This window comes from Burkholderia sp. COPS, assembly GCF_019425585.1.
GTDB classification, from domain to species: domain Bacteria; phylum Pseudomonadota; class Gammaproteobacteria; order Burkholderiales; family Burkholderiaceae; genus Burkholderia; species Burkholderia cepacia.
This window is the reverse complement of sequence record NZ_WIXR01000094.1, coordinates 1-12,376: the sequence shown is the minus strand read 5'-3', so window position 1 is coordinate 12,376 and position 12,376 is coordinate 1. Positions and strand designations below refer to the sequence as shown.

The following is a 12,376-nucleotide window of genomic DNA, read 5'->3' as shown; positions in this document are numbered from 1 at the left end:
CGTGTGGCCGTCGGGCACGCCCGTGCACAACGCGCTCGAGACCGCGCTGACGGCCGCCGGCCGCGTTCGGCCGCCCCACTGTGTCGAATCGAATTCGTCGATCCTCAACCTCACGCTGCTGAACAACACCGACCTGCTCGGTGTCGCGTCGTATCGTGCCGCGCAGCGCTTCGCGCAATTGAACGCGATCCGGATCCTGCCGATGCAGCTCGAAGGCCAGGGCGCGGTGTCGATGTACTGGCACCCCGACAGTGCGAATCGCGCGGCGGTGGCCGCGACGATCGAGTGCCTGCGCGCCTGTGCCGCGCCGCAGGTCGGCGGATGGGAGAAAGTGACGGCGGAATGAATGACGCGGCCCGGTGTCAACCGGGCCGCGATGTTGCGATGTTGCGATGTTGCGATGTTGCGATGTTGCGATGTTGCGATGTTGCGATGTTGCGATGTTGCGATGTTGCGATTCCGTGATCCCGCGATCCGTCACGCGCCGTCGCAGGAGCCCGTACCGTCCAGCATCAGCGTACCGACCCGCGCGGGCACGAGCGGCGTGCGCGGTACCGGCGGCGTCCAGCCGAACAACGCCTGCGCAGCCGCACCGCACACGCGGCCCTGGCATGCGCCCATCCCGCAACGCGACTGCAGTTTCGCGGCCGTCCAGCCCGGCGCTTGCGCGACTGCCTCGAAACGCACGTCTTCGCAGCGACACAGCAGCGTATCGGGCCGCGCCAGCCGGCGGATCGGTTCGCGGATCGCAAACCGCTCGCGCACGGCGTCCGCGAACGCCTGCCAGTGCGCGCGCCGCTCGACGAGCGCCGCCAGCGGCGCCGTCTGCCCGGTTGCCGCATGGCCGGCAATCTCGCCTTCGACCATCGCCAGTTCGCTGCCGCCGACGCCCGTGCACTCGCCGGCCGCCAACACCCCGTCGCGGCTCGTACGCTGGTGCGCATCGACCGCGACCGCGCCGTTGTCGATCCGGCAACCGAGATGGCTCGGCAGCACCGTATTCGGCACGAGGCCGAAACCGCACGCGAGCCGGTCGCAGTCGACGTCGAACTCGCGGTCGCCGTGCCGGATCCGCACGCGTTCGAGCCGCTTGTCGCCGAACGCCTCGACGACGTGCGCATCGGCCCGGTACGCAGCCGTGACGAGCTTCACGGCCTGCGCGAGCTTCGACGGCCAGCGCCACAGCCCCACGCCGAAGCCGGCCACATCGCCCCAGCCTGCCTGTTCGAGCACGTGCGACACGCGCGCACCGGCCTGGCGGGCCGTCGCCGCGCTCGCCAGCAGCAGCGGCCCGCTGCCCGCGATCACCGTGCGCTGCCCGCGCACGTCGAGGCCGTACTTGACCAGCGCCTGCAGGCCGCCGGCACCGGTGACGCCCGGCAGCGTCCAGCCCGGAAACGGCAGCAGCAGTTCGCGTGCGCCGCAGCAGAGAATCAGCGTCCGGAAATCGAGCAGCAGCCCGCGTTCGTCGTCTTCGAGCAGCAGCGTGCCCGGCTGCGTTTCGGCGACGATGCGCGTCGCCGCGAGATGCGTGACGTTCGGCTGCCGCAATACGGCGAGCCGCTCGGTGGCGACCGGCGCGGGCGTGGCCGCTGCGCCCTGCCGCCAGATCTGCCCGCCCGCGCGCGGGTTGTCGTCCACGATCGCCACCGTCGCACCGCTTCGTGCGGCGGCCCGCGCGGCCGACAGCCCGGCCGGGCCCGCGCCGACGATCGCGACGTCGACGCTCAGTCGTTCCTGTTTCATCGCGTACGCTCCACCTGCATCCCGTCACGGCACAACGTCTGGCACGCCAGCCGGCGCCGCCCGTCGATCGTCATCCGGCACTCCTGGCAGATGCCCATCCCGCAAAACGGCGCGCGCACCGTGCCCGTGCACGACACGCGCGTCGTATCGTCGCCGCTCGCCGCAATGGCGGCCGCGACGGTCGCGCCGTCGGCCACCGTCAGCGCGCGGCCGTCCAGATGAATGATCATGTCAGCCTCCGCCGGGCCGCCCCAAGGAGGCTGACGGCCCCCTCGGGGGGCAGCGAACGAAGTGAGCGCGGGGGTCGTCGTTTCATGTCAGCCTCCGCCGGGTCGCCCCAAGAAGGCTCACCGCCCCCCCGGGGGGCAGCGAACGAAGTGAGCGTGGGGGTCGTCGTTTCATGTCAGCGCTCCGGCTACAAGGGACGCGGTCAGGAAGCGTCCCGGCAAATACGGTTCGATATCGATGGGCGGCCGCTCGCCGGCCATCAGCGAGGCGACGAGCCGCGCGCTGCCCGGCGCGGTCGTCACGCCGAGCCCTTCGTGCCCGACCGCGAGCCACACGCCCGGCCGTGCCGGGTGCTCGCCGAGCAGCGGCAGGCCGTCGGGGCTCGCGGAACGGAACCCCGTCCATGCACGGATGCCGTTCAGGTCGGCCAGGTCCGGCAGATAGCCCACCGCGCGGCGCAGCATGCGCGCGAGCACGGGCGGCTCGACTTGCGCGTCCTCGGTGTCGAACTGGCGCGACGAGCCGATCAGCAGCTGGCCGGTCGGCCGCGGCTGCACGTTGAACGCGACCGACGTGCCGTCGCTCGCATGCGCGCTCGCCGCATAACCCAGCTCGACGAGCTGGTGCGACACCTGGCCCGGATAGCGGTCGGTAATCAGCAGATGGCCCTTTTTCGGGCGCAGCGGCAGTTCGGGCAGCAGCGTGCGCGCCGCAACGCCGTTCGCCACGACCACCCGCTCCGCGCGCAGCGTGTCGCCGCTGGCGAGCGTCACGCTCGGGCCGTCGACCGCGACGGCGCGGTCGCGCCGCAGCGTGATGCGCGGCGCGCGCTGCAGCAGCCAGTTCGCGGTGACGGGCGCATAGAGGATCGCGTCGCCTGGAATCTTCAGCGCACCGCCGAGGCCCGCGCGCAACATCGGCTCCAGTTGCGCGAGCGCCGCCGCGTCGATCAGTTCGCCGGCCACGCCGTGCGCGGCGAGCGCCGCCTGCTTCGCGCGCGCGAGATCCATCTCGTGCGCATCGGCCGCGAGCCACAGCGTGCCGCAGTTGCGGTACGCGCAGCCTTCGGGCATCTCGCCGCTCAGCGCGCGCCACAGTTCGATCGAGTAATGGCTCAGCGCGAGTTCGGCCGCGTTGTCGTCCATCGCGACGAGGTGCCCCATGCCCGCGCCGGTCGCCCCGCCGCTCGCGTCGTCGACGACGAGCACGCGCAGCCCGCGCTGCGCGAGTTCGTGCGCGCACGCGGCGCCGACGATGCCGGCGCCGATCACGACGACATCCGTCTTCGCGTCGCTCACGGCGCGATACCCCAGCCGAACGGATCGTCTTCCTCGATCAGGAGCGTCGCTTCCGCGCTCAGGTGCGCACTGCCGCGGATCGTCGGCACGATCCCGCCGTCGGTTTCTTCGTAGCTCGCGTGGAACACGCTGCCGATCACGCTCGCCTGCCGCCACACGACGCCCGGCGCGAGCTTGCCGTCGGCCGCGAGGCACGCGAGCTTCGCGCTCGTGCCGGTGCCGCACGGCGAACGGTCGTACGCGAGGCCCGGGCACAGCACGAAGCTGCGGCTGTCGTGCTCGGGATCGTCGGCGAACAGCTCGATGTGGTCGATCTCGCCGCCGTTCGCGCCGGTGATGCCCGCGCGTTCGAGCCCTTCGCGCACGGCCGACGCATACGCGGTGAGCGCCGCGACGTTGTCGCCGGCGACGCGCTGCCCGTGGTCGCTGATCAGGAAGAACCAGTTGCCGCCCCACGCGATGTCGCCCTTCACGGGGCCGTAACCCGGCACGTCGAGCGCGACGCCCTTCGCATGGCGATACGCGGGCACGTTGCGCACGCTGACCGACAGGTCGTCGTGCAGCGTCGCCTCGACGGTACCGACCGGCGTTTCGATCCGGTGCACGCCGGGCGCGATGCGCCCCATGTGGTGGAGCGTGCGCACGACGCCGATCGTGCCGTGCCCGCACATCCCGAGATAGCCGCTATTGTTGAAGAAGATCACGCCGGCCGCCGCATCGGGCGACACGGGCTCGCACAGCAGCGCGCCGACCAGCACGTCGCTGCCGCGCGGCTCGAGGATGCATGCGGTGCGGTAGCGGTCGTGCTCGCGCGCGAGCAGGTCGCGGCGCTCGGCCATCGTGCCGCTGCCGAGTGCGGGGAAGCCGGACACGACGAGTCGAGTGGGTTCGCCGCCCGTGTGCGAATCGATGATCTGGATGCGCTTCATCATGAGCCGTCCGAAGTGGGGAAAGGAGCATAGCTTCCTCCGTCGCGCGTCCGTCCGCTTGTGGCTTTTCGATGAGGACGACGACGAAATCGGCATAGTGCGAGGCGCCCTTCGCGCCCCTGCCGGCCGCTGTGCCGATTTCGTCATTTTGCTCCGCGATACGACTCAAGCGTGATGGGCATTTGCGCGGCGATACTGGTTGCCACACCGACACACCCGTCGGCCGACCGATACGAACGTAGGAGATTTCAGTGAGCCGCAAAGCCATTCAATGGACCGGGGTTTTCCCGGCCGTCAGCACCCAGTTCAAGCCGGACTTTTCCCTCGACATCGACGCCACCCACCGCGTGGTGAAGAACCTGGTGAACGACGGCGTGTCGGGCCTCGTGGTCTGCGGCACGGTCGGCGAAAACACGTCGCTGTCGACGAGCGAGAAACTCCAGGTGATCGAGGCCGCCCGCGACGCGGCGGGCGGCAAGATTCCGGTGATCGCCGGCATCGCCGAATTCACGACCGAATTCGCGCGCAACACGGTGCGTGAAGCGCAGCGCGTCGGCGTCGACGGCGTGATGGTGATGCCCGCGCTCGTCTACTCGGCGAAGCCGCACGAAACCGCCGCGCACTTCCGCGCGGTCGCGACGAGCACCGACCTGCCGGTGATGGTCTACAACAACCCGCCGATCTACAAGAACGACGTGACGCCCGACGTGCTGATCGCGCTGCAGGATTGCGAGAACATCGTCTGCTTCAAGGATTCGTCGGGCGATACGCGCCGCTTCATCGACCTGCGCAACGCGGTCGGCGATCGCTTCGTGCTGTTCGCGGGCCTCGACGACGTCGTGGTCGAGAGCATCGCCGTCGGCGCCGAAGGCTGGGTGTCGGGCATGTCGAATGCGTTCCCGAAGGAAGGCGAGACGCTGTTCCGCCTCGCCAAGCAAAAGCGTTTCGACGAAGCGCTCGCGCTGTACCGCTGGTTCATGCCGCTGCTGCACCTCGACGCGCGCCCCGACCTCGTGCAGTGCATCAAGCTGTGCGAAGAGCTGGTCGGCCGCGGCAGCGCGATCACGCGCCCGCCGCGCCTCGCGCTGCAGGGCGACACGCTCGCGGAAGTGAAGGCCATCGTCGCGAAGGCGCTCGAAACGCGCCCGGCGCTGCCCGACGTCGGTCTCTGATCGAGTCCCCCTGCGGCGGCTTGCAGGCTTTCCCCCTGCGCGCCGCCGTCTCCGGTCCGGCATGGCCTGCGGGCCCGTTCGCCCCGGCGCCCGCCTGCGCCGCGCGTGAACGGCCCGCGGCCCGCCCCGGTCGTTCGAACCGGGCGACGCCGGCCGGCAGGCGTGCGCCGCTGCTCCGTCGGAGCGCGGCGCATTCGACGCCTGCACCGCCATTCCCCCAGGAGACACGCCCATGCCAGGCCAAGGCAACGCACACCCGTCTGTCCCGCTTTCCCGTTCCGCGCACCCCGACGCGGGTCACGGCAAGTTCAAGAAACAGCTGTCGCTGACCGATCTCACGTTCATCGGTCTCGGCGCCATTTTCGGTTCGGGGTGGCTGTTCGCCGCGAGTCACGTGTCGACGATCGCGGGCCCGGCCGGCATCTTCTCGTGGCTGCTCGGCGGCTTCGCGGTGCTGCTGCTCGGCATCGTCTACTGCGAACTCGGCGCCGCGCTGCCGCGCGCGGGCGGCGTGGTCCGCTACCCGGTGTTCTCGCACGGCCCGCTGCTCGGCTACCTGATGGGCTTCATCACGCTGATCGCCTTTTCGAGCCTGATCGCGATCGAGGTCGTCGCCGCGCGCCAGTACGCGGCCGCGTGGTTTCCTGGCCTGACGGTCGAAGGATCGAGCGACCCGACCACGCTCGGCTGGCTCGTGCAGGCCGCGCTGCTGTGCTTCTTCTTTTACCTGAACTACTCGAGCGTGAAGACGTTCGCGAAGGCGAACAACATCATCAGCGTCTTCAAGTTCATCGTGCCGCTCGCGGTGATCGGCGTGCTGTTCACGTTCTTCAAACCCGCGAACCTGACCGTGCACGGCTTCGCGCCGTTCGGCATGCCGGGCATCGAGATGGCCGTGTCCGCCGGCGGCATCATCTTCGCGTATCTCGGGCTCACGCCGATCGTGTCGGTCGCGAGCGAGGTGCGCAATCCGCAGCGCACGATCCCGATCGCGCTGATCCTGTCGATCCTGCTGTCGACGCTGATCTACGTGCTGCTGCAGCTCGCGTTCATCGGCAGCATCCCCACCGCGATGCTTGCCGGCGGCTGGCACGACATCAGCAAGGCGTTCACGCTGCCGTACCGCGACATCGGGCTGGCACTCGGCGTCGGCTGGCTCGCGGTGATGGTCGTCGCCGACGCGATGATCTCGCCGAGCGGCTGCGGCAACATCTACATGAACGCGACGCCGCGCGTCGTCTACGGCTGGGCGAAGACGGGCACCTTCTTCAAGGTGTTCACGCGCGTCGACGAAGCGTCGGGCATCCCGCGCGCGGGCCTGTGGCTCACGTTCGGCCTCGCGATCTTCTGGACGATGCCGTTCCCGTCGTGGGAAGCGCTGATCAACATCGTGTCGGCCGCGCTGGTGCTGAGTTATGCGGTCGCGCCGGTCTCGGTTGCCGCACTGCGCCGCACCGCGCCCGACCTGCCGCGGCCGTTCCGCGCGAGCGCATTCGGCATCACCGGCCCCGCGTCGTTCGTGATCGCCGCGCTGATCGTCTACTGGTCGGGCTGGAGCACGGTGTCCTGGCTGCTCGGCCTGCAGATCGTGATGTTCGTCATCTATCTCGCGTGCCGCCGCTGGGTGCCGACCGCGCACCTGAGCCTCGCCGAGCAAGTGCGCTCGTCCGCGTGGCTGATCGCGTTTTATGCCGCGATGATCGTGCTGTCGTATCTCGGCGGCTTCGGCGGCACGGGCCGGCTCGCCCATCCGTACGACACGGTCGTCGTCGCGGCCGTCGCGCTCGTCATCTACTACTGGGGGGCGAATACCGGCGTCCGTTCCGGCAAGCTGCAGCTCGACGACGACGAGGACTGACGCGCCCCCGCCGTTTCCCATGATCCCTTCGGCTGGGCGCCCCACGCCCGGCCCCTGTTTTTTTCCGAGGAAAACCATGCAACTCACAGGTCAGCTCCTGATCGGCCAGTCCGCCGTCGCCGGACAGAACGGCACCCTCCACGCGATCGCCGCCGCCACCGGCGAACGGCTCGAGCCCGCCTTCGGCGGCGCGAGCCTGCATGACCTGGAGACGGCCTGCGCGCTCGCCGACGACGCGTTCGACATCTATCGCGAAACGTCGCTCGAAGCACGGGCCGCGTTTCTCGACGCGATCGGCCGCCACATCATGGCGCTCGGCGACGACCTGATCGAGCGCTGCGTCGTCGAAACGGGCCTGCCGCGCGCGCGCATCGAAGGCGAGCGCGGCCGCACGGTCGGCCAGCTCGCGCTGTTCGCGTCGCTCGTGCGCGACGGCGGCTTTCTCGACGCGCGGATCGATCCGGCACGCCCCGAGCGCAAGCCGCTGCCGCGCGTCGACCTGCGCCTGCGCAACGTCGCGGTCGGGCCCGTCGCCGTGTTCGGCGCGTCGAATTTCCCGCTCGCGTTCTCGGTCGCCGGCGGCGATACGGCGTCGGCGCTCGCGGCCGGCTGCCCGGTGATCGTCAAGGCGCATTCGGCGCACCCCGGCACGTCGGAACTCGTCGGCCGCGCGATCCAGCAGGCCGCGCGCGAATGCGGGATGCCGGCCGGCGTGTTCTCGCTGCTGTTCGACGCATCGCGCGAGATCGGCCAGGCGCTCGTCGCCGATCCGCGCATCAAGGCCGTCGGTTTCACCGGCTCGCGCCGCGGCGGCGTCGCGCTGATGCACATCGCGGCCGCGCGCCCCGAGCCGATTCCCGTCTACGCGGAAATGAGCTCGATCAATCCCGTGCTGCTGTTTCCCGCCGCGCTCGACACGCGCCACGACACGATCGCGCCGCAGTTCGTCGCATCGCTCACGCTCGGCGCCGGCCAGTTCTGCACGAATCCGGGCCTCGTGCTCGCGGTCGACGGGCCCGCGCTGCGCGCGTTCGAAGCTGCGGCGGCCGATGCCGTGCGCGCGGCAGCCGCGCAAACGATGCTGACACCGCACATCCACGCGAGCTACGCGCAAGGCGTCGCGGTGCTGCGCGGGCACGATGCGGTCGAACTACTGGCGGAAGGCGTCGAGGGCGGTCGCTACCAGGCCCGCGCGGCACTGTTCGCGACCTCGGCCGACGCGTTCATCGCACGCCCCGAACTGCGCGAAGAAGTGTTCGGCCCCGCTTCGCTGATCGTGCGCTGCGCGGACGCCGACACGCTGCATCGCGTGCTGAAGTCGCTCGAAGGCCAGTTGACGATCGCCGCGCATCTCGCCGACGACGACGCAGCGCTGTTCGCCGCGCTGCGCCCGACGCTCGAGCGCAAGGCCGGCCGCATTCTCGTCAACGGCTTCGGCACGGGCGTCGAGGTCGGCCATGCGATGGTGCACGGCGGCCCGTTCCCGGCGACGTCCGACACGCGCACGACGTCCGTCGGCGCGCGTGCGATCGAGCGCTTCCTGCGCCCCGTGTCGTATCAGGACCTGCCGGATGCGTTGCTGCCGGACGCGATCCGCAACGGCAATCCGCTGAACGTGCCGCAACGCATCGACGGCGTGCCCGCGCCGCGCGAGGTGAACCATGCCTGAGCAAACCGCCGAAGTCGTCCTGTCGCTCGGTGAAGTCCACGCGCTCGCGCTGCGCGTGCTGACGCACCACGGCATGTCCGACACCCATGCCCGGGCCATCGCCAACGTGATCACGCAGGGCCAGCGCGACGAATGCCATTCGCACGGCGTGTACCGGCTGCTCGTCTGCGTGCGTTCGTTGAAGAAGGGCAAGGTCGATCCGCAAGCCGTGCCGACGCTGCGCCGGCTGTCGTCGTCGATCGTCGCGGTCGACGCGCATCGCGGCTTCTCGCTGCTGAGCTTCGAAACGGGCCTGCCGGTGCTCGTCGAGATGGCGAAACAGCACGGCATCGCCGCGATGACGATCAACCATTGCTACCACTTCTCCGCGCTGTGGCCGGAAGTCGAGGCGATCGCGGCCGAGGGGCTGGTCGGCATCGCGATGAATCCGAGCCATAGCTGGGTCGCGCCAGAAGGCGGCAGGGAGCCCGTGTTCGGCACGAACCCGATCGCGTTCGCGTGGCCGCGCCCGGGCGGCGTGCCGTTCGTGTTCGACTTCGCGACGAGCGCGATCGCACGCGGCGACATCGAGCTGCATGCGAAGCAAGGCAAGGCGATCCCCCCGGAATGGGCGATCGACGCCGATGGCCGGCCGACCACCGATCCGAAGGCCGCGCTGCAGGGCGCGATGCGCACGTTCGGCGGTCACAAGGGGTCGGCGCTCGCGGCGATGGTCGAGTTGCTCGGCGGCGCGCTGATCGGCGACATGACGAGCCGCGAGTCGATGGACTTCGACGAAGGCGTCGGCGCGACGCCGTGCCATGGCGAACTCGTGATCGCCTTCGACCCGAAGGTGTTCCTCGGCGACGATCTCGACACGGGGCTCGCGCGCGGCGAGCGGATGTTCGAATCGATCGTCGCGCAGGGCGCGCGGCTGCCGTCGCAACGGCGCTTCGACGCCCGCGCGCGCAGCATCGCGAACGGCGTGCGGATTCCGAAGGCGCTGTACGACGAGATCCTGACGCTGCTCGACTGATCGCCCGCGCACGGGGCCGGATCGCGCGGCGATCACCGATCGATGCGCGGCCCGGCACCTCCCCGCCCGGTCGCGCGGCCGTTCCGCGGCCCCCGGCACGTTTTACGCCGGGCACGCCTGCGGCCCCGGTTGCCGGCCCCGCGGGCGCCACGCCCGCGGCGGCTGTGGGATAATCGCCGGGTTTGCCCAGGGCGCAGCTCAAGAGGTTGTTCGCACGGGCGCGAGAGAGGCCCTTATTCCCCGTGCCTCCACCCTTTTCCCGCGATATTTCTTCAGCAACGACAATGCCCACTTACCGTTCCAAAACTTCCACCGCCGGCCGCAACATGGCGGGTGCGCGCTCGCTCTGGCGCGCCACCGGCATGAAAGACGACGATTTCTCGAAGCCGATCATCGCGGTCGTCAACTCGTTCACCCAGTTCGTGCCCGGGCACGTGCACCTGAAGGATCTCGGCCAGCTCGTCGCGCGGGAGATCGAGGCTGCCGGCGGCGTCGCGAAGGAATTCAACACGATCGCGGTCGACGACGGCATCGCAATGGGCCACGACGGCATGCTGTATTCGCTGCCGAGCCGCGACATCATCGCGGATTCGGTCGAATACATGGTGAACGCGCACTGCGCGGACGCGATGGTCTGCATCTCGAACTGCGACAAGATCACGCCGGGGATGCTGATGGCCGCGATGCGCCTGAACATCCCGGTGATCTTCGTGTCGGGCGGCCCGATGGAAGCCGGCAAGACGCGCCTCGCGAACCCGGTCACCAAGACCGTCGAACTGAAGAAGCTCGACCTCGTCGACGCGATGGTGATCGCGGCCGACCCGTCGTATTCGGACGCCGACGTCGCCGAAGTCGAACGCTCGGCCTGCCCGACCTGCGGTTCGTGCTCGGGCATGTTCACCGCGAACTCGATGAACTGCCTGACCGAAGCGCTCGGCCTGTCGCTGCCCGGCAACGGCACGGTGGTGGCCACGCACGCCGATCGCGAGCAGCTGTTCAAGCGCGCCGGCCGCCGGATCGTCGAGCTCACCCGCCAGCACTACGAGCAGGACGACGAACGAGTGCTGCCGCGCTCGGTGGGTTTCAAGGCGTTCGAGAACGCCATGACGCTCGACATCGCGATGGGCGGTTCGACCAACACGATCCTGCACCTGCTGGCGATCGCGCAGGAAGCCGGCATCGACTTCACGATGAAGGACATCGACCGCCTGTCGCGCGTCGTGCCGCAGCTGTGCAAGGTCGCGCCGAACACGAACAAGTACCACATCGAGGACGTGCACCGCGCAGGCGGCATCATGGCGATCCTGGGCGAGCTCGACCGCGCCGGCAAGCTGCACACCGACGTGCCGACCGTGCACGCGCCGTCGCTGAAGGATGCGCTCGACCAGTGGGACATCGTCCGCACGCAGGACGATGCGGTCCGCACGTTCTACCTGGCCGGCCCGGCCGGCATCCCGACGCAGGTCGCGTTCAGCCAGGACACGCGCTGGCCGAGCCTCGACCTCGACCGCGCGGAAGGCTGCATCCGCTCGTACGAGCATGCGTTCTCGAAGGAAGGCGGCCTCGCCGTGCTGACGGGCAACATCGCGCTCGACGGTTGCGTGGTGAAGACGGCCGGCGTCGACGAGAGCATCCACGTGTTCGAAGGCTCGGCTCACGTGACCGAATCGCAGGATGAAGCGGTCGAGAACATCCTCAACGACAAGGTCAAGGCCGGCGATATCGTGATCGTCCGCTACGAAGGCCCGAAAGGCGGCCCCGGCATGCAGGAGATGCTCTACCCGACCAGCTACATCAAGTCGAAGGGGCTCGGCAAGGCATGCGCGCTGCTGACGGACGGCCGTTTCTCGGGCGGCACGTCGGGCCTGTCGATCGGCCATTGCTCGCCGGAAGCCGCGGCGGGCGGCGCGATCGGCCTCGTGCGCGACGGCGACAAGATCCGCATCGACATCCCGAACCGCACGATCAACGTACTCGTGTCCGACGAAGAGCTGGCGCGCCGCCGCGAAGAGCAGAACGCGAAGGGCTGGAAGCCTGCGCAGCCGCGTCCGCGCAAGGTGTCCGCCGCGCTGAAGGCCTACGCGAAGCTGGTCATGTCCGCCGACAAGGGTGCCGTGCGCGACCTGTCGTTGCTCGACGACTGACGCGAGCAGCACCGCCGGCTGCCCGCCACGCGCAGCCGGTCGGACTGGGAGCAGGACAACCCGCCCGCACCGCTGTGGAAGCCGCTCTCCGGAGCGGCTTTTTTTCGTCCGGCGCCCGGGAATCCCCGGCGCCGGCGACATCAGTGACGGAAATCCTCGGGGCCACCGCCTCCGCCACCACCGTGGTTACCGCCACCGTTTCCACCACCTTGCGGCCGCGCATAACCGCCGCCGCCCCCGCCTCCCTGACGCACCGGCGGCGGCATCGGACGCGCGTCGCCTCCCTGATGCACCGCCGGCGGCATCGGACGCGCGTC

The 12,376-nt window shown here is 69.7% G+C and carries 10 protein-coding genes; 6 read left to right on the top strand and 4 right to left on the bottom strand.

Features of this window, described 5'->3' with window-relative positions:
• A partial coding sequence (locus FOZ70_RS37605) for a LysR substrate-binding domain-containing protein (RefSeq protein ID WP_346656434.1) occupies positions 1-346 on the top strand: 346 nt, incomplete at its 5' end.
• Between the two features lie 131 nt (positions 347-477).
• Here FOZ70_RS37605 and FOZ70_RS37600 read toward each other — a convergent pair.
• The 4 genes from FOZ70_RS37600 to FOZ70_RS37585 form a co-directional block, all read right to left on the bottom strand.
• Positions 478-1,746, bottom strand: a complete 1,269-nt coding sequence (locus FOZ70_RS37600) for an FAD/NAD(P)-binding oxidoreductase (RefSeq protein WP_219707899.1) — start codon at positions 1,744-1,746, stop codon at positions 478-480.
• On the bottom strand, positions 1,743-1,976 hold the full coding sequence (locus tag FOZ70_RS37595; protein WP_060309099.1) for a 2Fe-2S iron-sulfur cluster-binding protein: 234 nt from the start codon (positions 1,974-1,976) through the stop codon (positions 1,743-1,745). Before FOZ70_RS37595 ends, FOZ70_RS37600 begins: the two co-directional genes overlap by 4 nt.
• 168 nt (positions 1,977-2,144) lie before the next feature.
• Positions 2,145-3,272 (bottom strand): FAD-dependent oxidoreductase, encoded by a 1,128-nt coding sequence (locus FOZ70_RS37590; protein WP_059814364.1) that lies wholly within the window; start codon positions 3,270-3,272, stop codon positions 2,145-2,147.
• Entirely contained in the window at positions 3,269-4,201 is a 933-nt protein-coding gene (locus FOZ70_RS37585) for a 4-hydroxyproline epimerase (protein ID WP_124923779.1), read from the bottom strand. The genes FOZ70_RS37590 and FOZ70_RS37585 overlap by 4 nt, the downstream gene beginning before the upstream one ends.
• 251 nt (positions 4,202-4,452) lie before the next feature.
• On the opposite strand from FOZ70_RS37585, the gene FOZ70_RS37580 reads away from it, so the two are divergent.
• The 5 genes from FOZ70_RS37580 to ilvD all read left to right on the top strand — a co-directional run bounded on the left by FOZ70_RS37580 (position 4,453) and on the right by ilvD (position 12,059).
• Positions 4,453-5,373 carry a dihydrodipicolinate synthase family protein gene (locus tag FOZ70_RS37580; RefSeq protein ID WP_011547925.1) on the top strand — a complete coding sequence of 307 codons (921 nt, stop codon included), beginning with the start codon at positions 4,453-4,455 and terminating at the stop codon, positions 5,371-5,373.
• Positions 5,374-5,605: 232 nt separating this feature from the next.
• Complete coding sequence (locus FOZ70_RS37575) at positions 5,606-7,231, top strand: APC family permease (protein WP_219707898.1); 1,626 nt, start codon at positions 5,606-5,608, stop codon at positions 7,229-7,231.
• Positions 7,232-7,307: 76 nt separating this feature from the next.
• Entirely contained in the window at positions 7,308-8,900 is a 1,593-nt protein-coding gene (locus FOZ70_RS37570) for an aldehyde dehydrogenase (NADP(+)) (RefSeq protein ID WP_219707897.1), read from the top strand.
• Positions 8,893-9,915, top strand: coding sequence for an Ldh family oxidoreductase (locus FOZ70_RS37565; RefSeq protein WP_219707896.1), 1,023 nt, complete (start codon positions 8,893-8,895; stop codon positions 9,913-9,915). Before FOZ70_RS37570 ends, FOZ70_RS37565 begins: the two co-directional genes overlap by 8 nt.
• Positions 9,916-10,199: 284 nt before the next feature.
• Positions 10,200-12,059 carry a dihydroxy-acid dehydratase gene (gene ilvD / locus FOZ70_RS37560; protein ID WP_042972837.1) on the top strand — a complete coding sequence of 620 codons (1,860 nt, stop codon included), beginning with the start codon at positions 10,200-10,202 and terminating at the stop codon, positions 12,057-12,059.
• Positions 12,060-12,376: the final 317 nt, after the last annotated feature.